This window comes from Arthrobacter sp. Dra40 (assembly GCF_059091905.1).
The window spans coordinates 15,081-38,911 of record NZ_JBNHHB010000010.1 but is presented as its reverse complement, the minus strand read 5'-3'; the positions used below and the strand labels follow the sequence as shown (position 1 = coordinate 38,911).

Genomic DNA, 23,831 nt, shown 5'->3' with positions numbered 1-23,831 from the left:
CGAATCGGGCACCAACGGGGCAGCGTTTTCGTTATCTCGCGTAATGATCCGACAGCAGGCAACAGGTTCTACGTGCCGGACGTTGGAATTCCATGTTTCGATTCGGCGTTTCTTTTCGTAGACACGTGCAGGCGGCTCAGGCGCCCGTTAGGGTCTAGGGAAGAACCGATTCAAGGAAGCGGGTCGCGGTGATGAAGGACAACCAGAACCAAAACAATGAACCGGCACCGGCTGAACAACAGGACGAACAGCGCGACGCGCTGACGATCGCGCAGCGCCAGATCAACGTGCTGCGCGACAAGCTGCGCCACCTCGACAAGCAACTTGCTGCAGCCACGCAGAACAATTCCCGTTTGGTCGCCACGCTTGAGGCCGCCAAGACGGAGATCATGCGGCTCAAGTCCGCCCTCGAACGAGACGGTGAAACACCCTTCAGTTTTGCCACCATCACCGACGTTCACAAGGCTCAGAAGCCGCGCCCGGGCATCAGCAACGCCGCGATGGTGCAGGAGAGTGTGGACATTGTGCAGTCCGGACGCAAGCTCCGCGTTGCGGTCAGCCCCCTGGTCGACATGGACCAGCTCGGGCCCGGCCAGGAAGTCCTGCTGAACGAATCGCTGACGGTGATTGCCGCGCTCGGCTTCGAGCGTTCCGGCGAGCTGGTCACCATCAAGGAAATGCTCGACGGCCACCGCATCCTCGTGGTCGGCAGGGCAGATGAAGAACGGGTGGTCAAACTGTCCGGGGCCCTGCTGCCTCAGCGGCTTCGGGTCGGCGACGCCGTCTCCATCGACGCCCGCAGCGGCTACGCACTGGAGAAGATCCCGCGCAGCGAGGTGGAGAACCTGATCCTCGAAGAGGTTCCGGACATCTCCTACGAGGACATCGGCGGACTGGGTCCGCAGATCGACCAGATCCGTGACGCCGTCGAGCTGCCCTTCCTGCATCCCGACCTGTACCGCGAGCACGGGCTGAAGGCCCCCAAGGGCATCCTGCTCTACGGACCTCCGGGCTGCGGCAAAACGCTGATTGCCAAGGCCGTTGCCAACTCGCTGGCTGCCAAGGCGATCGAGCGCAACGGCACGGACACCCGCAGCTACTTCCTGAACATCAAGGGACCGGAACTGCTGGACAAATATGTGGGCGAGACCGAGCGCCACATCCGGCTGATCTTCGCTCGGGCCCGCGAGAAGGCGTCCGATGGCAGCCCGGTGGTGGTGTTCTTCGATGAGATGGATTCGCTGTTCCGGACCCGCGGCACCGGCGTCTCGTCCGACGTCGAAACCACGATCGTGCCGCAGCTGCTCTCCGAGATCGACGGCGTGGAAAAGCTGGAGAACGTGATCGTCATTGGCGCCTCGAACCGCGAGGACATGATCGACCCGGCAATCCTGCGCCCCGGACGGCTGGACGTGAAGATCAAGATCCATCGTCCGGACGCCGAGGCCGCCGCGGACATCTTCACCAAGTACCTCACCACCAACCTTCCCATCCATGCGGAAGATCTGGCCGAGCACGGCCAGGACCGCAAGGCAACCATCGAGGCGATGATCCAGCGCACGGTTGAGGAAATGTACTCCACGGACAAGTCGAATGAGTACCTGGAAGTCACGTATGCCAGCGGCGACACCGAGATGCTCTACTTCAAGGACTTCAATTCCGGCGCCGTCATCCAGAACGTCGTGGACCGGGCCAAGAAGAATGCCATCAAGGATCTGCTGATTAACCAGCAGAAGGGCCTGCGGATCGAACATCTGCTGCGTGCAGTGGTGGACGAGTTCCGCGAGCATGAGGACTTGCCCAACACTACGAACCCCGACGACTGGGCCCGGATTTCGGGCAAAAAGGGCGAACGGATCACGTACATCCGAACCATTGTGCAGGGCAAGGCCGGGCAGGAGGCCGGCAAGTCCATCGAAACGATGCCGAATACGGGGCAATACCTATGAGCGTCTACCGGGTGATGGGGTCGGAGACGGAGTATGGCATCCACGCTCCGGGCGAACCGCTGGCCAACTCCACGGTGCTCTCCTCGCAGGTGATCAACGCGTACGCGGCGACCATGCGCAAGGGCTTGGGCAATCTGGCCGGCACCCGCTGGGACTATACCGATGAGGAGCCGCTGCACGATGCCCGTGGCTTCGACCTCTCGCGGGATCAGGCCGACCCGTCGCAGTTGACGGACGTGCCGCCGGTCTTGGACGCCGAACAGATAGCGCTGGCCGGCGGCCGGGCGGCGGCCAACGAGTTCTATACGGACGAGTCTTCCGGCGTGCTGATGAACATGGTGCTCAGCAACGGCGCGCGGCTCTACGTGGACCACGCGCACCCGGAATACTCCTCGCCGGAGGTGACCAACCCGTTGGACGCGGTGCGCTGGGACAAGGCGGGCGACGCCGTCGTGCTTTCCGCCTTGCGGCGGATCGCCGCGACGCCGGGGTTCTCGCCGGTGAACTTGTACAAGAACAACACGGACAACAAGTCGGTCTCCTACGGCGCGCATGAGAACTACCTGATGCCGCGCAGCCTGCCGTTCAACCAGATTGTGACCGGGTTGGTCCCGTTCTTCGTCTCGCGGCAGGTGGTGTGCGGGGCCGGCCGGGTCGGACTGGGCACCAACGGCCGCACACCGGGGTACCAGATCAGCCAGCGCGCGGACTTCTTCGAGGCCGAGGTGGGGTTGGAGACAACGATCCGCCGGCCCATCATCAACACCCGCGACGAGCCTCACTCGGTCGCGGACAAGTACCGGCGGCTGCACGTGATCATCGGCGACGCGAACCTGAGCGAAGTGTCGATTTTCCTGAAGATGGGCACCACGGCCGTGGTGCTGTCCATGATCGAACATGGTGAAGCCCCGGACGTGCAGCTGGCCGACCCGGTGCAGGCGCTGCAGGCGATCAGCCACGACCCTTCGCTGCAGCAGAAAGTCGCGCTCAGCGACGGCAGCATGGTCACCGGCCTGGACCTGCAGGAGATCTATCTGCAGGCGGCCGTGGAGCATTGTACGCGGCACGGCACCGATACCGACCAGACCGCAGAGGTGCTCCGGCGCTGGGCTTCGGTGCTGGAGGTTCTGCGGCACGACCCGATGAGCGCCGCAGACCAACTGGACTGGGTGGCCAAACTGAAGCTGTTGCACGCCTACCGGGATCGGGACAGCCTGGAATGGGGCGATCCGCGGCTGGGGCTGATCGACCTGCAGTACGCCGACGTGCGCCCGGAAAAAGGCCTCTACCACCGGTTGGCCGCGCGCGGCCGGATCCAGCGGCTGCTGACCGACGAACAGATCAACACCGCCGTGAGCCAGCCGCCGGAAGACACCCGGGCCTACTTCCGCGGAAAGTGCATCCAACATTTCCCGCAGGAGGTGGTCGGCGCCAGCTGGGATTCCGTGATTTTCGACCTTCCCGACCGGCGGCGGCTGCAGCGCATCCCGACCCGTGAACCACTGCGCGGCAACCGCGAGCTGACCGGAAGGCTTTTCGAGGAGGCCTCATCCGCGGAGGATTTTATTACGGCGTTGTTGGGGCCCAGCAACGAGCCGCACGTGGCAACATAAGCATGAGGGAACACCTCGATCGTCACACCATAAGGAGGCCATCATGGCAACCCAGGACCGCAAGAACGCGGACTCCCGCCGCGAAGACGAAGCGTACGACGACGAGCCCACGCCTGAGCCTGCCGCACCTGCCGCGCAGGCCGAGACCGAAGGCACGGATGATCTGCTGGACGAGATCGACGGCGTGCTGGAACAGAACGCAGAAGAATTCGTGCGCGGTTTCGTGCAGAAGGGCGGGCAGTAATTGATGAACATGCCGGCCGGCGGCCCGGGCTCTGTATTCGCCCAGATCTCCCACTCCGCGACCGCCTCCTTCAGCGAGTATCTGGCACGTACGGCGCCGGATCTGCTGCCGGGTGCCCGCGGGGTCCAGCAACTGCCGCCGGGAGCGGCACCGATGGTGCCCCATGCCACCACGATCGTCTCGATGACCTTCGCCGGCGGCGTGCTGATGGCCGGTGACCGCCGGGCAACGATGGGCAACATCATCGCCAGCCGGCACATCGAGAAGGTTTTTCCGGCAGATTCCTATTCGGTGCTGGGCATCGCCGGCACCGCCGGCATTGCGCTCGACATCACCCGACTGTTCCAGGTGGAACTTGAGCACTACGAGAAGATCGAAGGCACGTTGCTGAGCCTTGAGGGCAAAGCGAACCGGCTGGGCGCGATGATCCGGTCGAACCTGCCGATGGCGATGCAGGGTCTGGCCGTCATTCCGCTGTTTGCCGGCTTCGATGGGGAGCGCCGGGTGGGCCGGCTGTTTTCCTACGATGTGACCGGCGGCCGCTATGAGGAGCAGGAGCACCACAGCGTGGGGTCGGGCTCGGTCTTTGCCCGCGGAGCTTTGAAGAAGCTGTGGCAGCCGAATCTGGAGGAGGAGGCCGCTGTTCGCGTCGCCATCGAAGCCCTGTACGACGCTGCCGACGACGACTCGGCCACGGGAGGCCCGGATGCCGTGCGGCAATTGTGGCCGGTCATCTACACCGTCAATGCCGCCGGCGCACGCCGGATTCCCGAGCGTGAACTCGCCGCGACGTCCGAAGCCGTGATCGCCGGGCGAACCGTCGTCGGACGGGAGGCTTAGGCATGACGCAGCAGTTCTACGTATCGCCCGAGCAATTGATGAAGGACCGGGCGGACTTCGCCCGCAAAGGCATTGCCCGCGGCCGGTCGGTGGTGGTGCTCAGCTGCTTGGACGGGATCGCGTTGGTTGCCGAAAACCCCTCGCCGTCGCTGCACAAGATCGGCGAGATTTACGACCGCATCGCCTTTGCGGCCGTCGGCAAATACAACGAGTTCGAGAGCCTGCGCCAGGCAGGCGTACGCTACGCGGACGTTCGCGGCTACTCCTACGACCGTGAGGACGTGACCGGACGCGGCCTGGCCAGCGTCTACGCACAAAGCCTGGGTGCGGTGTTTACCGCCGACACCAAGCCGTTTGAGGTGGAGCTCGCGGTTGCCGAAGTCGGCGCTACGCCGGCCGAGGACCGCCTGTTCCGGCTCACATTCGACGGATCCATCGCCGACGAACGCCGGTTCGTGGTGATGGGCGGCGATGCCGAAGCCGTCGGCGAAACCCTCCGCGGGGACTGGGCAGACGGCCGGGACTATGCCGGGGCGGTCCGGGCCGCGGTGGCCGCCCTGTCCGGCAGAACCGGCGAGCAGGATGCCGGACCGGCTAAAGAACTGCGTCCCGAGGGACTGGAAGTTGCTGTGCTGGACCGCGACCCGCTGTCCAGCCGGGGGAGCCAGCGCGCATTCCGCCGGTTTGCGACCGCTGAACTAACCGAGATTTTGGGCGAGGGAACGGACGGCTAGCCATGGACAGACGGATCTTCGGGATCGAGACCGAGTTCGGCATTTCCTATTCGGCGCCGGATTCGCGCCCGCTCTCGCCCGAAGAGGTGGCCCGCTACCTCTTCCGCAGGGTCGTCACGTGGGGCAGGTCCTCCAACGTCTTCCTGACCAACGGGTCCCGGCTCTATCTGGACGTGGGATCCCACCCCGAGTATGCAACCGCGGAATGCGACGACGTCGCCCAGTTGGTAGCGCACGACCGGGCCGGCGAATTGATCCTTGAAGACCTCATGAACGAAGCCCAGGAACGCTTGGCCCGCGAGGGCTTCGGCGGCAGGGTCTATCTGTTCAAGAACAACACCGACTCTGCCGGGAACTCCTATGGCAGCCACGAGAACTACCTGATCCCGCGCAAACTCGAGTTCTCCCGGCTGGCCGACATCCTCATCCCGTTCCTGGTGACCCGGCAGATCCTGGTCGGCGCCGGCAAGGTGCTCAAGACCCAAAACGGCTCCATCTACGCGTTCTCGCAGCGGGCCGACCACATCTGGGAGGGCGTCTCCTCGGCCACAACCCGTTCCCGGCCGATCATCAACACCCGGGACGAACCGCACGCAGACGCCGAATACTACCGGCGGCTGCACGTCATCAACGGCGACTCCAACATGTCCGAAGCCACCACTATGCTGAAGGTCGGGTCGGTGGATCTCCTGCTGCGGATGGTCGAAGCCGGACTGATCATGCGCGATCTCCGGCTGGAAAACCCGATCCGCAGCATCCGCGACATCTCCCATGACCTGACCGGGCGCAAACCGCTGAAGCTGGCCAGCGGGCGGGAGATGTCCGCGCTGGCCATGCAGCAGGAATACTTGTCCAAAGCGCGGGAGTTCGTCGAAGCCAATGGCGCGCACAACCCGCACGTGGAACGCATCCTGGATCTGTGGGAGCGTACGCTGGCCGCGGTCGAGTCGGGAGACCACAGCGGAATCGAGCGGGAGATCGACTGGGCGATCAAGAAACGGCTGATCAACCGGATCATGGACCGCCAGTCGATCGACCTGGATTCGCCGCGCATCGCCCAAGTGGACCTGACCTATCATGACATCTCGGCCAAGCGCGGCCTGTACCACCTGCTGCAGTCCCGCGGCGAGGTGGCCCGGGTGGTAGAGGAACAGGACGTCAAGAACGCGATGGACCATCCGCCGCAGACCACCCGTGCCAAGCTGCGTGGCGACTTTGTCCGGGCGGCCCGGGAGAACGGCCGCGACTTCACCGTCGACTGGGTCCATCTGAAGCTCAACGACCGCTCACAGCAGACGATCCTGTGCAAGGATCCGTTCAGGAGCGAGGACCCGCGGGTCGAGGCACTTCTCGCCACCTTGTGACCGTTCGCGGAAGGTTCAGAGCGGATCCCCAGATTTCTCTGCGAGAATGTCCTTCAAGCCCACGTGTTCCGCGATAAGAAAGTCGATTGTGCGCAAAATACTCTCCATCCTCTTGCCGGCAGCCTTGCTCCTGACAGCGTGCAGCGGCAGCACCGAATCCGGCTCGGACAGTCTGGACGACATCACAGTGAAATCCGGCGCCGAGGGCGCCGCGCCCACAGTCGACTTCTCCGCGCCGCTGGAACTGCCCGACTCAAGTGCCGAAGTCATCACCGAGGGCAAGGGCGACGGCGCCACCGACGGCCAGTGGATCCGATACCGGCTGCTGGCCAAGGACGCCGTCTCCGGTGAACAGTTGGGCGAGACCTACTCCGGCCCGGTCGACCAGACTGTGGAACTGAGCGAGGGCTTCAAAACCGCCGACCCGGCCTTGTACGACGCTTTGCTGGGCGCAAATCCAGGCAGCCAGATTGCCTACTACGTCCAGCCGCCGGAGGCCAGCAGCGCCTCTGCTCCCGCGCAGAACCCGCAGCTTCTGTTCCTGACCGTGCAGGACGTCAGGGATAAGGCCGTCAAGGCGGATGCAGCCGAAGTCGCCGAACTGGACAAGGCCGGCAAGCTGCCCGAGGTCACCCTCGACAAGAAAGGTGTTCCCTCGGTTAAGATTCCTGAGGGCAACGACGCACCGGACAACTTGATCGTCAAGGTAATCGAAGAAGGCGACGGCAAGCAAGCCACGGAAAGCAGTACCGTGAAGGCCAACTACGCCGGATGGAACTGGTCCGAGGGCACCGAGTTCGACTCCAGCTTCTCCCGCGGAGAAGCTACAGAATTCCCGCTCGACGGCGTGATTGAAGGCTGGACCAAGGGCCTGACCGGCCTCAAGGAAGGCACCAAAGTCATGCTGTCCATCCCCACCGAAATGGCCTACGTCCAAGGCCAGGGGGATGCTGTCGGCGACCTCATCTTCTATGTGGAGCTAACCGACGTGAAGTAGCGGAGCAGGCCGGGCGGTACGGTAACGTAGCCGTCGGCAGCACCGCATACACGTCAAGCAAGAGAGGTTCAGCATGTCTTTTGGCCAGCGCGACTATGACCGCACCAAACCTGAAATCGAATTCCCCGGGACCGATACCCCACAGGACCTGGTGATCGAAGACATCATCGTGGGGGACGGCGCCGAGGCCAAAGCAGGCGACACCGTCTCCACCCACTACGTGGGCGTTGCTTGGTCCACCGGCGAAGAGTTCGATGCCTCCTGGAACCGCGGCGCACCGCTGGACTTCCGCGTCGGTGTCGGCCAGGTCATCCAGGGCTGGGACCAGGGCCTGCTGGGCATGAAGGTCGGCGGGCGGCGCCGGCTGGAGATTCCGGCGCACCTGGCGTACGGCGACCGCGGCGCAGGATCGGCCATCGCGCCGGGCGAGTCGCTGATCTTCGTGGTTGATCTGCTCGGCGTCCGCTAGGTCGTCCTCAAGCCTGCCAGGGGCGGAGCGGCGGTGAACGTTAGTTCATCGTTACTCCGCCCCTGGTCGTTAACTTCGTTCCGAAAGCCCCGCAACCAGTAACGTTTCAACTATGTCCGCCACCAAAACCGAACGACTCCTGAACCTGCTGATCGCGCTGCTGGAACGCCGGCGCGGCTACAGCAAGGAGGAACTGCGCGCGCTGATTCCGCCGTATCGAGAGGCAACCGGCGACGATGCCTTCAACCGTCTGTTCGAGCGGGACAAAGAAGACCTGCGGGAAATGGGCGTACCGGTGGAGACGTTCCCGGACGACACGCTGTACGAAAACGACCAAAGCGGGCTGCGCTACCGGATCGACCGGCACAAGTACCGGTTGCCGGAGCTCCATTTCAGCCCGCAGGAAACCGCCGTCCTCTCGCTGGCGTCGCGCCTGTGGCAGCAGGCCTCGCTGGGTTCCGCGGCCGCCCGGGCCGTCCGCCGGCTCGACGTACAGGGAGCCCTGGCGGAGGGCGATCCCCTGATCGGCGTGGAGCCGCGCATCCGCACGGCGGAACCGGCCTTCGAGGCAATGCTCAAGGCAGTGTTGGCGCATACGCCGGTCTCCTTCGATTACCGGTCTCCCAGGGACGGCCAGCCGCAGCAACGTCGGGTTGAGCCCTGGGGGCTGGGCAACCGGTACGGGCACTGGTACTTGGCCGGCCGCGACCTGGACCGGGACGCCCAGCGCACCTTCCGGCTGTCCCGTGTGACGTCCACCGTGAAGAAGCTGTCCGGGACCTACAACATCCCCGAGGACTTCACCATGCGGGCAGTGCTGGCGGGGCTGCAGGCGCCGCAGGACCATGGCACTGCGGTGCTTCTGCTCCGCCAGGACAAGGCCAACTCGCTGCGTTCGTCCGCTGCGGCTGCCGAAACCGCCCTGCCGCCGGCAGGCTGGGATGCGGTGGAACTCGGCTACGGCGACGTAGAAGTGCTGGCCGAGGAAATTGCCTCGCATGGTGCCAACGCCTGGGTGCAGGAACCGGACGAACTGCGCAACGCGGTGGTTCGCCGGCTGGAAGGTGCCCTGGCCGCCGCAACCGAAGGACCGCCGTCGTACTCGCTGAAGGAGGACACGTCACGCCCGTCACGGAAGACGGGCTCCTTGGACCATCTGCCGCGGCTGCTGGACCTGGTTTCCTACGTCACCGCCAATCCGGGAGTGCCGCTGGAGGAGACAGCCCAGAAGTTCGACATCAGCACCACCCAGCTAATCAAAGACCTCAACCTGCTCTTTGTCTGCGGGACTCCCGGCTATGGTCCGGACCAGCTGATCGAAGCGTTCTGGGAAGACGGCACCATCTCGATCAACAACGCCGATGAGATCGACCAGCCGGTGCGGCTGAGCCTGGACGAGGCGCTCTCGCTGGTGGTGGGTCTGCAGGCTTTGGAGACGGTGCCCGGGGTAGGGGAGCAGCCCGCGCTGCGCAGTGCGCTGAGCAAACTGCTGGCGGCAGCCGGCGGGGTAGCCGGCCGGCATACCGCCGTCGCGGCGGATCTGGCCGCCGAGGAACGCGCGCCCGAGGTGCTCGCGCTGCAGGAAGCCGCGGCCGCGGGGCGGAGCGTGGAGATTGAGTACCTGGTGCCGTCGCGGGACGAAATGACTACCCGCCGGATCGATCCGCTGCGGGTTTTCGCCGTGGACGGCCATTGGTACACCGAGGCCTGGTGCCACCGCCAGCAGGCCGTGCGGCAGTTCCGCGTGGACCGGATGCGTGCGCTGACCGAGACCGGGGAGCATTTTGAGCCTCCCGCCGAGCGCAGCAGCGAATTCCCGGATAGCCTGTTCACCCCGCAGGAGACGGACCAGGTGGTGGTGCTGAAGATCTCCGAGCGCCTGGCCGAACTGGCCGACCAGTACAACGCCCGGCGCCGGGCGGTCATGGAGGACGGTTCGCTGGCGGCCGAAATCCGGTTGTCCACCACGGCGGTGCTGGCCGGCCTGGTGGCCCGCCACGGCGGCGAAGTGGTGGTGCTGGAGCCCGACGACGTGGCACAGCAGACGCAGGAATGGCTGCGGCAGGCGCTGGAGGCCTACCGCGCGGCAGCGGCTCCCGGCGGAAGCTAGAGTGGACAGCATGCCCCTTTGGTTCTGGATTCTTCTTTGGGTTGCCCTCTGTGCGCTGGCCATCATTTTCATGGCCCTGTTGGGCTGGCGGATCTTCCGCCAGTTCATGCGAACTTTGCGCGAATTCGAGGCTGCGGCGGAGCGGCTGGGGAGTGGCCTGCAGGCGGAACCGCCGCTGGCAGAGCCGCATCATCCACGGCCGGCTATCTTCGCCGACCCCGCCGCGCTGAAGGCGGAATACGCCGCCGGCAAGGAGCAGCGCCGCGAGCAGCGTCGGCAGCGTCGGGTGGCCCGTCGGGCGGCCCGGGGGCAGCGGCAGTCCCTGCATGATCTGCGGCTTTCCTGATCCCGCCATGGCATAAGATGTAGTAGACGAAAGGAACCACGCATGGGACGACTCTTCGATAACCCTTGGACCATCATTATTCTGGTCATCATTGTGCTGCTGCTCTTTGGCGCACCGAAGCTGCCCGGCCTCGCCCGCAGCGTGGGCCAGTCCATGCGGATTTTCAAGTCCGAGGTGAAGCAGATGAAGGACGACGACACATCTGCTGCCGGCCCGGACTCGGAGCCGGTCGAGGGCCGTGTGGTCAACCCGCCACGCAACAACACTGACAACCGCGGCCAGGCGCCGAATGCGAACGGTGGATCCCCATCGCCGCACCAGCAGTAAGGGCCGTGGCCGGTAAGAAGGGCCGCAAGGCCAACCCTGAGGGGCGGATGCCGCTCAGGGCGCACCTGAAAGAACTGCGCAACCGGCTGATCATTGCCGGCGTCGCCGTCCTGCTGGGGGCCATTGTCGGCTGGTTCCTCTATGACCCGGTCATGGTGGCGGTCCAGCAGCCGCTGATGGAGATCTCGGCGGAAAAGGGCCGGCGCGCCGAAATCAACTACGGCAGCGTCGGCTCACCCTTCGATCTAAAGATCCAGGTCTCCATTTTCCTGGGGTTGCTGGTCAGTTCGCCGGTGTGGATCTACCAGATCTGGGGCTTCATCACGCCGGGCCTCAAAACCAAGGAACGCCGCTACACGCTGGGCTTCATGCTCGCCGCCGTGCCGCTGTTCCTGCTCGGGATCTACTTCGGCTGGATTGTGCTGCCGGAGATCGTGAAGGTCCTGACCATGTTCACCCCGCAGGGCGGCGTGAACCAGATCCTGGCCACCGACTACCTGACCTTCGTCATGCGGATGTTCCTGTCGCTCGGCGTCGCGTTCCTGCTCCCGGTGGTGCTGGTTGGGCTGAATTTCGCCGGACTGCTGTCCGGCCGCCGGGTGATTAAGAGCTGGCGGATTGTGGTGTTCCTGGTCTGTCTGGTCGCTGCGATGGCGGCTCCCGGCCCGGATGCCATGTCCATGTTCCTCTTGGCCGGACCGCTGTTGGCGCTGTTCTTCGTGGCCACCGGGATCAGCCTGATCAACGACAAGCGGCGCGAGAAGCGGCGCGCGGCGCGCGAAGCCGAAGTCGCCGCCACGCTCGACCAGGCCACGCCGCTCGACCAACTGGAAGCCGATGACCGGAAGCCGGACGGCGCCCAATAGTGCTTGCGGCTCGTCGGCGCCAAGCACACCCATCAGGCGCGCACGTTTAAGCGGATAGTCTTTTGCTATGAGTTCTCCATCCGAACGTTATCTGGCAGCCGCCGAACGGGTGGCCTTCTCCAAGACCCGGCTGTATTCGTTCAGCCAGACTCTCCGGTTCGAACTCGATCCCTTCCAGCGCGAGGCTTGCGAGGCGCTGGAGCTCGGCAGCGGCGTACTGGTGGCCGCTCCCACCGGCGCCGGCAAGACCGTGGTCGGGGAGTTTGCGGTCTACATGGCGCTTCAGCGGGGGCTGAAGGCGTTCTACACTACGCCGATCAAGGCCCTGAGCAACCAGAAGTACAACGAACTGGTGGCCACCTACGGGGCCCAACGGGTCGGGCTGCTGACCGGTGATACCTCGATCAATCCGCATGCAGATGTAGTGGTGATGACCACCGAGGTGCTGCGGAACATGCTGTACGCCAATTCCGACACGTTGCTGGACCTGGCCTACGTGGTGATGGACGAGGTCCATTACCTGGCCGACCGCTTCCGCGGTGCCGTGTGGGAAGAAGTGATCATCCACCTGCCCGACAACGTGCAACTGGTCTCACTGTCGGCGACCGTCTCCAACGCCGAAGAGTTCGGCGCCTGGCTGGATACCGTGCGCGGCGACACCCGCGTGGTGGTGTCCGAGCATCGTCCGGTGCCGCTATGGCAGCACGTGATGGTGGGCTCCGACCTGTTCGATCTCTTCGCCGGCGACATCGCCTTCGATGAATCGGTGCCGGAATCCGGAACCGGCAGCAGCCGGGCCTATGAAGTGAATCCTGAGCTGCTGAAGCTGGCCTCGGCCGAGCTCAAGCTCAACCGCAGCGCCAACTGGGGGCGCTCCGGCGGTCGGCGGGGCCGGCGTGCCCCCGAGCCGCCGCGGCAGGCGCTGACCCGGATTCGGCGCGCCAGCCGGCCGCAGGTCATCGCCAAGCTGGACAGCGAGGGGCTGCTGCCGGCCATCACCTTCATTTTCTCGCGCAACGGTTGCGACGCCGCCGTCAAGCAGTGTTTGGAATCCGGGTTGCTCCTGACGACCGAGACGGAACGCGCCACGATCGTCCGCCGGGTGGACGAAGCCGTGCAGGACATTGCCGAAGAAGATCTGGACGTCCTCGGATTCTGGACCTGGCGCGAGGGCTTGTCCCGCGGGTTTTCGGCCCACCACGCCGGCATGCTTCCGACGTTCAAGGAAGTGGTGGAGAAGCTTTTCGCCGACGGTTTGGTGCGCGCCGTCTTCGCCACAGAGACGCTGGCGCTGGGCGTCAACATGCCGGCGCGTTCAGTGGTGCTGGAGAAACTGGATAAGTTCAACGGCGAGGCACACGTCGACATCACGGCGGGGGAGTACACACAGCTGACCGGCCGCGCCGGAAGGCGCGGCATCGACGTCGAAGGCCATGCCGTGGTGCTCTGGCAGCCCGGCACCGATCCCGGGGCTGTGGCGGGCCTCGCTTCGCGGCGGACCTATCCGCTGAACTCCAGCTTCCGGCCCACCTACAACATGAGCATCAACCTGATTGCCCAGTTCGGCCGCGGTCCCGCCCGCGAGATTTTGGAGAGCTCGTTTGCGCAGTTCCAGGCCGACCGCTCGGTGGTGGGCTTGGCCAAGCAGGTGCGCAGCCGGGAAGAATCGCTGGCCGGCTATGAACAGGCGATGAGCTGCCATTTGGGAGACTTCAGCGAGTACGCGCGGCTGCGCAGGGAGCTGAACGACGCCGAGAAACGCGCCTCCCGCACCCAGTCCCGGCATCTTCGTTCGGCGGCCGCAACGTCCCTGGACCGCCTGCGCCGCGGGGACATCATCGACATCTCGGCCGGACGGAGCCTGGGCTATGCGGTAGTGCTGGACCGGGACGAATCGGCCCGCGAACCTCGCCCCACCGTGCTGACCCAGGAAAAGCACATCCGACGGATCTCGGTTGACGATTTCCAGGGCCCGGTGGACGTCCTTTCCAGCATCCGGATTCCCAAGACTTTCAATGCGCGCAGCCCCAAGGAACGCCGGGACCTGGCGTCCTCGCTGCGCAATGCCTTGCATGACAAGCGTCCGCCGCGGCGCGGAACCGAGCACCGCGACTTTGTGGTGCCCGGCGGGCAACAGGCCGAGCGGCAGATCAACGACCTGCGCCGCCAGCTCAAGGCCCATCCCTGCCACGGCTGCAGCGACCGTGAAGACCATGCCCGCTGGGCCGAGCGATGGTGGAAACTCCGCAAGGAGACCGACCAGCTCGTCTCGCAGATCCAGGGCCGGACGAACACCATCGCCAAGACCTTCGACCGTGTCTGCCAAGTACTGGACAGCTATGGCTATCTGGAGACCGGCGGCGACGGGGTGGCCATCAGCCCTGCAGGTGAACGCCTCCGCCGGATCTACGGCGACCGCGACCTGCTGGTGGCGCTGTGCCTGGAGCAGGATGCGTTCACAGGGCTTACCTCCGCGGAACTGGCCGCCTTCATCTCCTGCCTGGTGTACCAGGCCAAGCGTGAAGAGGCCGGCATCCGGCCCAAGATGCCCTCGCCGGGGATGGAGGCTTCGGTCACCATCGCCGTGCGCGAATGGTCCCAGCTGACCGATCTGGAGGAGCAGCACCGCTTGCCGCTGAGCGGAGAGCCGGAGCTGGGACTCGTCTGGCCGATGTACAAGTGGGCCAGCGGCCGCTCCCTGCAAACTGCGCTCAAGGGTACGGACCTGGCTGCCGGCGACTTCGTCCGGTGGGCCAAACAGGTAATCGACCTGTTGGACCAGTTGGTCAAGGTTCCCAACATCGATCCACAGCTCGCGGCGCGCGGCAGGCAGGCCATCGGCCAGGTCCGCCGCGGCGTCGTCGCCTATGCGGCCGTGGCCGAATAGCCCGGACCGTCGCTGTACCACCTGAAAGGATCTCCATGAGTAAGTCTGCCCTGCCCGCCGCCACGGGTCTCACGCTGTACCGCAACGGCAGCGTCTACAGTGCAGCCGACCCGTACGCCACAGCAATGCTTGTTGACGGGGGCACGGTGGCGTGGATCGGCTCCGAGCATGCGGCCACGTCCATCGCGGACAGCACCATGCGCCTCGTCGATCTGGACGGACGGCTGGTGGCCCCGGGATTCGTGGATTCACATGCCCACGTAACCCAGACGGGCCTCGCGCTGTCCTCGCTCGACCTCACCGGCTGCGCGTCGCTAGCGGAACTGCTTGACGCCGTCGCCGCAGCTGCGCGGCAAAACTCCGCGCCGGTGCTGGGTCACGGCTGGGATGAGACACGGTGGCCGGAGAACCGCGCACCGAGCGCTGCCGAACTGGACCGCGCCGGCGCGGGGGCAGAGGTCTTCCTCACCCGGGTGGATGTCCATTCCGGGGTCGTCTCCGCCGCACTGGCGGCCCGGCTGGCGTTGTCCGAGCTACCGGGCTGGACCGGCGCCGGCACGGTCAGCGGGTCGGCTCTGGAACGGGCCCGGCACGCCGTCCAGACCCCCGCCGCCGGCCGGCGGGAGGAACTCCAGCGCCGGGCCATGCAGCACGCTGCTTCCCGGGGATACGTCGCGCTGACGGAAATGGCCGCCCCGCAGTTGGGGCCCGCCGAGGACCTGCTGGGACTGCTCGCGCTGAGCGAGTCCGAACCCGGTCCCAGGATCTTGCCGTATTGGGGAGAGCTGATGACCTCCGCCGCACAGGTCACCGAGACGATGGAGCGCTTTTCCGGGCGGCTGCGGGGGCTGGGCGGCGACCTGACCATGGACGGCTCCATTGGATCTCATTCCGCCGCCGTCAGCGCCGGGTACGCCGACCGGCCCGGAGAGCACGGTTCGCTGTATCTGGACACCGAGGCAGCAGCGAGGCATCTGGAGTTGACGGCCGGACAGGGCATCCAGGCTGGATTCCATGTCATTGGCGACGCCGCACTCCTCCGGGTGCTCGATGCCTTGGATCTGGCCGCCGAACGCATCGGGCAAGCGGCGGTACGTTCCGCCCGCCCGCGCCTGGAGCACGTGGAAATGCTGCCGGACGGGGCCCTGGAACGGTTGCTGCAGCACGGGGTGACGGCCAGCATGCAGCCGCTCTTCGACGCGTATTGGGGCGGCACCGAGGGGATGTATGCCACCCGGCTTGGTGCCAAGGCGGCGCTGGCGATGAACGCCGTGGGGACCTTGCAGACCGCAGGCGTTCCGGTCGCCATCGGATCCGATGCTCCCGTCACCGAACAAAGCCCGTGGGCCGCCGTGAAGGCCTGCTTGGAGCACCACAATCGGAGCGAGCAAATGTCTGCGCGGGCAGCGTTCCTGGCCCACACGAGGGCCGGCTGGCGGGCCGCAGGCGAGCGCAATCCCATGGAGGGGCAGTTGGCTCCGGGTACACCGGCGACGTTCGCCGTCTGGGACGCGGATGAGCTTTCCATCCAGACGCCGGACTCGCGGGTGTCCGCCTGGAGCACGGACGCGCGCGCCGGAACTCCGATGCTCCCGTCACTGGACAACGGAAGTTTGCCGGAGTGCGTCCGCACTGTGGTGAACGGAATAACCATTCACGACGCGCTCTAGCGGCCACGGAGTCCAGACCGCGGACGGGTTGGGATGCGGAAGATCTGAATGAAATGTTTAATTTCTGCTCATTTCCGCCGCAAGGAGACCTGCTCTGACGTGCATGTTTGGACAAAACCGCAGGTCAGAGCGGTATTGACACTTCCAACATAGCCAGTAGGCTGAAGTCTCTTGGGCCGGTATTTCTTCGCGGATTCCGGCCCGTGCCGGGGAGAGTGGCAGCCGGCGGCAGCCGCCTCTGCGCGGTTGCTCCGTTTGTCCCTTGACGAACCGGCACTTTCCAGGGTAGGTCCGCATGTCAGTAGAAAACATGTCTGCGTTCCCCAACAGGTTTGCTTTCGTGGCCCGAAGGCGTGCGGACCTACCCGTCCTTTCCTCCCGGCCTCGACCGCAGGGACCACCGGCCACCTGCCCGTCGGGCGATGGCCTATACTGGACCGTCGATGTGGAAGCCCGCTAGGGCACTTCGCGCATCATGAAATCTGCGGTTTGCAGCACAACGTTCGAAAGGCCACTGAGTGCGGGTCGTCACCATCATCCCGACGTACAACGAGATTGAGTCCCTCCCGAAGACAGTAGCCCGCCTCCGCTCCGCCGAACCCGGCTCCGACATCCTGGTTGTCGACGACAATTCCCCGGACGGCACCGGCGCCCTCGCCGATCGAATGGCCGCCGAAGATTCCGCCATCCACGTGCTCCACCGAGCGGGCAAAGCCGGATTGGGCGCAGCCTACATCGCCGGGTTCCGCTGGGGTCTTGACGCCGGCTACGACGTGCTGGTGGAGATGGACGCCGACGGCTCCCACCAACCGGAGGAACTGACCCGGTTGCTGTCCGCGCTGCGGGACGGCGCTGACATGGCTAAAGGCTCCCGGTGGATCCCCGGCGGGAAGGTGGTCAACTGGCCCATCCACCGTAAGGCCATTTCCTTGGCCGGCAGCCTGTACTCGCGAATCATGCTGGGCGTGACCGTCCGCGACATCACCGGCGGATACAACGCCTTCAAGGCCCAGACACTCCGCACCATCGATCTGGATGCCGTGGAATCGGTTGGTTACTGTTTCCAGATCGATCTCACCTGGCAGACCTTGAAGGCTGGACTGAGGGTGCGCGAGGTACCCATCACCTTCGTTGAGCGGGAGTACGGCGACTCGAAAATGAGCGGCGGAATTGTCGCCGAGTCGATTGTCCTGGTCACCAAGTGGGGGATTGCCGACAAGTGGCGCAGGCTCCGCACCAAGCGGGCCTAATTTACAGACGCAAAAGAGAGGGAGCATCCCGGATGCCCGGGTTGCTCCCTCTCATTTGCGTATTTCGGAGCCGGAGCCTTAAGCGGTGCGGCGTTCCCCGCGGCGTTCGCGGAGCTTGGTCAAGCGGTCTTCAAGAATCTGTTCGAGTTCCTCGACGCTGCGGCGTTCCAGGAGCATGTCCCAGTGGGTGCGCACGGGCTTGGCATTCGGGTCAACGGGGCGTTCTCCGTTGACGAGGAGGGCTTCCTTGCCGGACTTGGAGACCCAGACTGCCGGAATCTCGGCCTCTGCGGCGAAAGTGACGAACACCTGCTCGCCATCCTCGCAACGGTACTCGACGCGCTGGCGCGGAGCCGGCTCAACTCCGGATTCAGTCTCCATGCTCTGCGCTCCGAGGCGCATACCCCGCAGGCTACGATCGCTCATGATCTCTCCCTCTTGTCTTGTGGCGGACCCGGTGGTTTGGACCTCGTCCGCGATGGCTCGCTAACACCCTCAACGTCGGCGGGCGGCCGTCTGTTCCCGGTCGCAAATGATAATGGCAATCTGCTCTACGTCAAGGATGGTTATGAGCGGCAACTTCCCGGCAAGCCACCCATTATAGTCCGCGCCAGTGTCCCCGGTAAACCGGCCCCGGGATGCCGGGGGGATCCGGTTGAGCGGATACCCCGGGCATCCAAGCCCTTGGCCTTGCTTCGGCCGCGGGCCTAAGCGCGCGGTTCGTTGTCGGTGGCGGAAACGGCAGGCGTGCCGCTGTCCGGAACCGCGGCGCCCAGCACGCTTCCGATGCCCTTGAGCGCTTCGCCGACTTCGCTGGGGATGATCCAGAGCTTGTTCGACTCGCCTTCGGCAAGTTTGGGAAGCGTCTGCAAGTACTGGTACGCCAGCAGCTTTTGTGTGGGATTGCCCTTGTGAATGGCATCAAACACCTTCTGGATGGCCTGGGCTTCGCCGTCGGCGCGCAGGATGGCGGCCTTGGCATCGCCTTCGGCCGCGAGGATGGCTGCCTGACGCTGACCCTCGGCGGTCAGGATCTGGGACTGCTTGGTGCCTTCGGCCGTCAAGATGGCCGCACGGCGGTCACGTTCGGCCCGCATCTGCTTTTCCATCGAGTCCTGGATGGAGTGTGGCGGATCAATCGCCTTGAGTTCCACCCGCGAGACGCGGATGCCCCAGCGGCCTGTGGCCTCGTCCAGGACTCCACGCAGCTGGCCGTTGATCTGGTCACGGGACGTGAGCGCCTCTTCCAAATTCAAGCCGCCGACCACGTTGCGCAGGGTCGTGGTGGTCAGCTGTTCAACAGCCTGGATGTAGTTGGCGATCTCGTAGGTCGCGGCACGGGCGTCGGTGACCTGGAAATAGACCACAGTGTCGATGGAGACCACCAGGTTGTCTTCGGTGATCACCGGCTGCGGTGGGAAGGACACAACCTGTTCGCGCAGATCCAGCAGCGGCAGCAGACGGTCCACGAAGGGGATCAGGATGGTGAGTCCGGGGTTCAAGGTGCGCTGGTACTTGCCCAGGCGCTCCACAACGCCGGCCCGTGCCTGCGGGACGATCCGTACGGCCCGGACCAGAACGATCACGACGAACAAGATCAGGACCAGCAGCACGATCCATATTGCGATATTGCTATCCATAGTTCCCCTCTAAGAGTGGTGTCAGAGACTCACGGCGCCGGGATCCGGACCGTAAGCTGGTTCTACTGGGCTGGAAGCGGCCCGTCTGTGCGCTGCGGTGTCACGACGGCGGTGGCGCCCTCGATCCGGGCCACCGAAACGCGCTGGCCTGCCGGAATGGCCGATCCGTCCGCAGACCTGGCAGTCCATGTGTCGCCGCCGATCTTGACCACGCCGGAATGGTCGGTGACCGATTCGAGTGCAATCGCAGACTCGCCGATGAGCCGGTCCACGTTCGTGGCCAGGTCCCGCGGCCCACTATGTAGATGCCGCAGCGCGACCGGCCGGACGAAAAGCACCATCAGCAGGGCGACAACACAGAAGATGACCACCTGAAGCCAGAAGGGCAGTCCGAGCAGGGCTGCGAACAAAGCCACCAGCGCACCGGAGGACATCATGATGAAGAACAGGTCCAGCGTCATCATTTCGACGATGGCCAGGATCAGAAACACGACCAGCCAGGTTACCCAGCTGTTGGCGACAATCCATTCGATCATCAGCACTCCCTGATGTTTGGAGCAGCCGCCGTTTCCTCAGCCTGGATCGTTCAAGCAGGCATCCACCGCGAGCTGCTGCTGCCCTTGATGCTTCCATCATGCCCGACGGCGGGACGCTGCGGAGTGAATTTCGCCACTTGCATGCGGTATTGGAGGTATCGTGGCCAAGTTGTAACCAGAACGGCGTCGCCCCAGGGGCAGGACCCTCGGCCGGATAGGATGGTGCGGTGCTACAAACCGCGCCCTGCAGCGCATCCCGGAGCGTGCCATGCAGACCGTCCTGACCAGCAAGCGGCTGTCCCTGAGGACACTGCGCCTGTTTGCCGGGCTCTTTGCCTATGGCATCGCCATCGCGCTGATGATCCGGGCGAATCTCGGCTCCGCCCCGTGGGACGTGCTGAGCCAGGGCATTGCCCGGGCAACGGGCATGAGCTTCGGCTGGGCAACGGTGGCGATCAGCGCGGCCGTGCTGCTGCTGTGGATCCCGCTGCGGCAGAAGCCGGGCGCCGGCACCATTGCCAACGCACTGCTCGTTGGCTTCTTCGCCGACATCGGGCTGCTGGTCATTCCGCTCTGGCATCACCTCGCCGCGCAGCTGCTGTCATTCGGTTCCGGCCTGCTGCTGCTGGCAGCCGCAAGCGCCCTGTATATCGGCGCCGGACTTGGCCCGGGGCCTCGGGACGGCTTGATGACCGGACTGCATGCAGTCACCGGCTGGCAGGTCTGGATTGTCCGGACCGGAATCGAAGCGGCGGTGACCCTGACGGGCTGGCTGCTCGGCGGCGTCGTCGGGCTCGGCACGCTGGTGTTCGTCCTGGCCATCGGACCCCTGGTCCAGCTGTTCCTGAAGTGGATGTACGTCGACCTGAACCCGGCGGCGGGCAAGCAGGCTGCCACGCCCGTCCACGACTAAGCCGGACCCAGGGTATGCGCTGGCCTAGCTGCGGCCGCGGCGCCGGTAGGCAGTCACGGTGAACCGTGCGGTCACCGGAAGCTGGCCACCGTCCGCCCCGGCGGCTGCGGCCGCCGCCGCCCGGACGTCCCCGGCGTCGATGTGGTGGGCGTTGGGCCCCATCATGACCAAGCGCACAATATCCTCGGCGGCCAGCTGAAGCGGCACCTGGAGCGCCACCGAGTCCACTTCCTCGAATCCATCGCCCAGAGTCTCGCCCAGCCGTTCCGATTTGTCCGTATCAACAGCCAGCAGCGGTACCACCTCGCGCAGTTCGTCGAGGTGCCCCGGTGCGGCGGAGGCCACCACCAGGTGCCCGCCGGGTTTCAGCACCCGGGCGAACTCAGCCGGGTTGCGGGGAGCGAAGACGTTGAGGATCAGGTCCGTGCTGCCGGCGGCCAGCGGCAGCGGTTTCCAAAGGTCCCAGACCACGCACAAGGCTTCCGGCAGCACCCGGGCAGCCCTGCGGAGGGCGAACTTGGACAAATCCAGGGCCAGGGCCCGCCCGTCCGCGACGTTACGCAGCACGGCCTCGAGGTAATACCCGGTACCGGCACCGGCATCCAGCAGTACCGGAGCCGGCGTTCCGGTCAGAAGCGTCCTGGTCGTCGCCGCCAATTGCCGGGCCAGCGGGGCGTAATGCCCGGCGCCCAAAAAGGCATCGCGGGCGGCCACCATCTCGGCGGTGTCGGGCATGAAGCGGGTGCCGCGGCCGGTGAGCATGTTGACGTAACCCTGCCGGGCGCCGTCGTACTGGTGGCCCGCCGCACAATGCAGACCTTGGGCGGGAATCTGCCCGGCGGCTTCCAGTTGTTCCCCGCAGACCGGGCAGAGCATCAGCGGTATCAGATCCAGGGAGCGCGCGGCGGAGGGCATGCTCCATCCTAAGCAAAGCGGCCGGCGGGCCGGCTGATTGGCTCCGGCCCGGCGATGAGACTAGGCTCACAAGCGTGAGATCTGAAGACATTGCTTTATTTAATTTGCTGTCCGTGCCAACGCTCCACCCGGACGGTGGCCGCGCGGCCGTTTCGGTCACCCATCCGGACTTTGCGTCGGACAGTTATGTAGGGCAATTGTGGGAAGTTCCACTCGACGACGGCGGTGCCTCGCGCCGCCTGACTCGCGGTTTCAGCGATTCCGCCCCGGCCTACTCGCCCGACGGCGGTGCGCTGGCTTTCCTGCGGACCGCAGCGCCGGGGGAGCGGCCGCAGCTGATGGTGGTGGACAGCCGCGGCGGAGAGCCGGTGGCCGTCACCGAGCAAAAACTCGGAGTCTCCGCCTTCGTGTGGGCGCCGGACTCCCGCCGCTTGGTCTTCGCCGCCCGTGTTCCGGCGGAGGGGCGGTACGGCACGTTGGACGGCGTCGGCCCCGGCGCCGAAGATGCCCGGCTGGTCACCGGCTACAAGTACCGGATGAACGGCGCCGGCTACACAGGCGACAAACGCACACACTTGTTCATGGTGGATGCGCCGGATCTGCAGGCGGAACCGGCGATAGCCCCGGTGGGCCGGGCCCGGAAGGCCACTGAGGATGCCGGTGCAGAGTTTTCCGCGGCGGCCCCCGCCCGGCAGCTCACCAGCGCGGACGCCGACCACGACAGTCCGGCCTTCAGCCCGGACGGCCGGACGCTGTACTTCACGGCCGCCCTGCACCACGGCGCCGACGAGGATCTGCGGAGCGACGTCTACGCCCTGGACCCCGGGGCATCCGACGCGCGGCCGCGGCTCATGTCCAACCTGTCCGGCGAGACGCTGGGCACCGGCTCCCCGCAGCCCAGCGACGACGGCGCCTGGCTGTTCTATCTGGGCAGTTCGATCGGCGGCGGGACGGACTTCGTCGCCCGCAACACCGCACTGTATGTGACTCCCGTCTCCGCTCCGCACGAGGTGCGGCGGCTGACCGATCCGGAGACGCTGGATCTGGGCGAAGGCGAGCTGGTGGCCGCCGGCCCGGACTCTGTGCTGGCCGTGAACTGCCACCGGGGCTCCGCGCAGTTGCTGGAAGTCTCCGCCGCGGGCGGCATCAACGTGCTTGTCGACGGACCGCTGAAGGCGGCGGCGGCCGCTCACGCCGCCGGCCGGACCGTGGTCAGTTTTTCCGATGCCGGCACGGCAGGGGACCTGGCACTGGTTTCCGATGCAGGCCTGTCCCGTTTGACCGACTTCTCGGTCGCGTTGCGCGGCGCCGGGATTTGTGAACCCCGGGAAGAGGTCTTTGCCTCGTCGGACGGCTACCCGGTGCACGGCTGGGTGCTGCTGCCCGACGGCGAAGGGCCTCACCCGGTGCTGCTGAACATCCACGGCGGACCGTTCGCCCAGTACGGCTGGGAGGTGTTTGATGAGGCGCAGGTCTACGCCGAGGCGGGCTACGCCGTCGTGATGTGCAACCCGCGGGGTTCCGCCGGCTACGGCCAGGCGCATGGCCGGGCCATCAAAGGTGCCATGGGGACCGTCGATATGGCGGACGTGCTGGCGTTCCTGGAAGGCGCCGTCGCCAAGTACCCGCAGCTGGACGGGAGCCGGCAGGGCGTCATGGGTGGCTCCTACGGCGGCTATCTGACCGCCTGGACGGTGTCCCAGAACCACCGGTTCGCGGCGGCGATCGTGGAACGCGGCTACCTGGACCCGCCGTCGTTCGTCGGGTCCTCGGACATCGGCTGGTTCTTCTCCGACGAATACACCGGCACGGATCCGGACCAGGTCCGCGGCCAGAATCCCTTTGCCCAGCTCGATGCGGTGCGCACCCCGGTGTTCGTCATCCACTCCGAAGAGGACCTGCGCTGTCCGCTGGAGCAGGCCCAGCGCTACTACGTGGGACTGAAGCAGCGCGGCATCCCCACCCAGTTGCTGATCTTCCCCGGCGAAAACCATGACCTGTCGCGTGCCGGCACCCCGTGGCACCGGAAGCAGCGCTTCGACGAAATCCTGCGGTGGTGGGCAACCTACCTTCCCACCCCACAGAACAACGACGGCGGGATGGCGGCCGCAGCCGGGACGAAAGCCGCTGCTCCGGCGTAGGGCCTCCCGGGTCGGGCGCT

At 65.6% G+C, this 23,831-nt stretch carries 21 protein-coding genes; 17 read left to right on the top strand and 4 right to left on the bottom strand.

The window, feature by feature from the left end; genetic code table 11:
• Positions 1-191: 191 nt before the first annotated feature.
• The 15 genes from arc (at position 192) to AC5RWT_RS07270 (ending at position 17,666) form a co-directional block, all read left to right on the top strand.
• A complete protein-coding gene (gene arc, locus AC5RWT_RS07340; protein WP_494044186.1) occupies positions 192-1,949 on the top strand; it encodes a proteasome ATPase in 1,758 nt (585 codons plus the stop codon).
• Positions 1,946-3,562 carry a depupylase/deamidase Dop gene (gene dop / locus AC5RWT_RS07335; RefSeq protein ID WP_494079731.1) on the top strand — a complete coding sequence of 539 codons (1,617 nt, stop codon included), beginning with the start codon at positions 1,946-1,948 and terminating at the stop codon, positions 3,560-3,562. The genes arc and dop overlap by 4 nt, the downstream gene beginning before the upstream one ends.
• A 43-nt stretch (positions 3,563-3,605) precedes the next feature.
• Positions 3,606-3,806, top strand: coding sequence for a ubiquitin-like protein Pup (locus tag AC5RWT_RS07330; protein ID WP_494079730.1), 201 nt, complete (start codon positions 3,606-3,608; stop codon positions 3,804-3,806).
• 3 nt (positions 3,807-3,809) lie between these two features.
• A complete protein-coding gene (gene prcB, locus AC5RWT_RS07325; RefSeq protein WP_494044185.1) occupies positions 3,810-4,646 on the top strand; it encodes a proteasome subunit beta in 837 nt (278 codons plus the stop codon).
• A 2-nt stretch (positions 4,647-4,648) separates the two neighbouring features.
• A complete protein-coding gene (gene prcA / locus AC5RWT_RS07320) occupies positions 4,649-5,380 on the top strand; it encodes a proteasome subunit alpha (protein WP_494079729.1) in 732 nt (243 codons plus the stop codon).
• 2 nt (positions 5,381-5,382) lie between these two features.
• Positions 5,383-6,744, top strand: a complete 1,362-nt coding sequence (pafA, locus tag AC5RWT_RS07315) for a Pup--protein ligase (protein WP_494079728.1) — start codon at positions 5,383-5,385, stop codon at positions 6,742-6,744.
• 88 nt (positions 6,745-6,832) lie between these two features.
• On the top strand, positions 6,833-7,741 hold the full coding sequence (locus tag AC5RWT_RS07310; protein WP_494079727.1) for an FKBP-type peptidyl-prolyl cis-trans isomerase: 909 nt from the start codon (positions 6,833-6,835) through the stop codon (positions 7,739-7,741).
• Between the two features lie 73 nt (positions 7,742-7,814).
• Positions 7,815-8,210: an FKBP-type peptidyl-prolyl cis-trans isomerase gene (locus AC5RWT_RS07305; RefSeq protein ID WP_494079726.1), complete on the top strand. Its 396-nt coding sequence runs from the start codon at positions 7,815-7,817 to the stop codon at positions 8,208-8,210.
• 112 nt (positions 8,211-8,322) lie between these two features.
• Positions 8,323-10,320, top strand: a complete 1,998-nt coding sequence (locus tag AC5RWT_RS07300; RefSeq protein ID WP_494079725.1) for a helix-turn-helix transcriptional regulator — start codon at positions 8,323-8,325, stop codon at positions 10,318-10,320.
• A 10-nt stretch (positions 10,321-10,330) separates the two neighbouring features.
• On the top strand, positions 10,331-10,666 hold the full coding sequence (locus tag AC5RWT_RS07295; protein ID WP_494043784.1) for a hypothetical protein: 336 nt from the start codon (positions 10,331-10,333) through the stop codon (positions 10,664-10,666).
• A 42-nt stretch (positions 10,667-10,708) separates the two neighbouring features.
• Positions 10,709-10,993, top strand: a complete 285-nt coding sequence (gene tatA, locus AC5RWT_RS07290; RefSeq protein ID WP_364647605.1) for a Sec-independent protein translocase subunit TatA — start codon at positions 10,709-10,711, stop codon at positions 10,991-10,993.
• A gap of 5 nt (positions 10,994-10,998) precedes the next feature.
• Complete coding sequence (gene tatC, locus AC5RWT_RS07285) at positions 10,999-11,859, top strand: twin-arginine translocase subunit TatC (RefSeq protein WP_494043783.1); 861 nt, start codon at positions 10,999-11,001, stop codon at positions 11,857-11,859.
• Positions 11,860-11,926: 67 nt separating this feature from the next.
• Entirely contained in the window at positions 11,927-14,746 is a 2,820-nt protein-coding gene (locus tag AC5RWT_RS07280; RefSeq protein WP_494079724.1) for a DEAD/DEAH box helicase, read from the top strand.
• 35 nt (positions 14,747-14,781) lie between these two features.
• A complete protein-coding gene (locus AC5RWT_RS07275; RefSeq protein WP_494079723.1) occupies positions 14,782-16,416 on the top strand; it encodes an amidohydrolase in 1,635 nt (544 codons plus the stop codon).
• 518 nt (positions 16,417-16,934) lie between these two features.
• Positions 16,935-17,666, top strand: a complete 732-nt coding sequence (locus tag AC5RWT_RS07270) for a polyprenol monophosphomannose synthase (RefSeq protein ID WP_494079722.1) — start codon at positions 16,935-16,937, stop codon at positions 17,664-17,666.
• A 78-nt stretch (positions 17,667-17,744) separates the two neighbouring features.
• Here AC5RWT_RS07270 and AC5RWT_RS07265 read toward each other — a convergent pair whose 3' ends face one another.
• The 3 genes from AC5RWT_RS07265 to AC5RWT_RS07255 form a co-directional block, all read right to left on the bottom strand.
• Positions 17,745-18,092 carry an RNA polymerase-binding protein RbpA gene (locus AC5RWT_RS07265; protein ID WP_127512581.1) on the bottom strand — a complete coding sequence of 116 codons (348 nt, stop codon included), beginning with the start codon at positions 18,090-18,092 and terminating at the stop codon, positions 17,745-17,747.
• A 281-nt stretch (positions 18,093-18,373) separates the two neighbouring features.
• Positions 18,374-19,306: an SPFH domain-containing protein gene (locus AC5RWT_RS07260; RefSeq protein WP_494043779.1), complete on the bottom strand. Its 933-nt coding sequence runs from the start codon at positions 19,304-19,306 to the stop codon at positions 18,374-18,376.
• Positions 19,307-19,368: 62 nt separating this feature from the next.
• Entirely contained in the window at positions 19,369-19,842 is a 474-nt protein-coding gene (locus tag AC5RWT_RS07255; protein ID WP_494043778.1) for an NfeD family protein, read from the bottom strand.
• A gap of 268 nt (positions 19,843-20,110) precedes the next feature.
• Here AC5RWT_RS07255 and yczE point away from each other — a divergent pair, with 268 nt between their 5' ends.
• The gene (gene yczE / locus AC5RWT_RS07250) at positions 20,111-20,755 is read left to right on the top strand and encodes a membrane protein YczE (RefSeq protein ID WP_494079721.1); all 645 of its coding nucleotides are present in this window, start codon (positions 20,111-20,113) and stop codon (positions 20,753-20,755) included.
• Between the two features lie 24 nt (positions 20,756-20,779).
• Here the strand turns inward: yczE and AC5RWT_RS07245 are convergent, their stop codons facing one another.
• Positions 20,780-21,670, bottom strand: coding sequence for a putative RNA methyltransferase (locus AC5RWT_RS07245; protein ID WP_494079720.1), 891 nt, complete (start codon positions 21,668-21,670; stop codon positions 20,780-20,782).
• A 74-nt stretch (positions 21,671-21,744) separates the two neighbouring features.
• Here AC5RWT_RS07245 and AC5RWT_RS07240 point away from each other — a divergent pair, with 74 nt between their 5' ends.
• Positions 21,745-23,811: a S9 family peptidase gene (locus AC5RWT_RS07240; protein ID WP_494079719.1), complete on the top strand. Its 2,067-nt coding sequence runs from the start codon at positions 21,745-21,747 to the stop codon at positions 23,809-23,811.
• Positions 23,812-23,831: the final 20 nt, after the last annotated feature.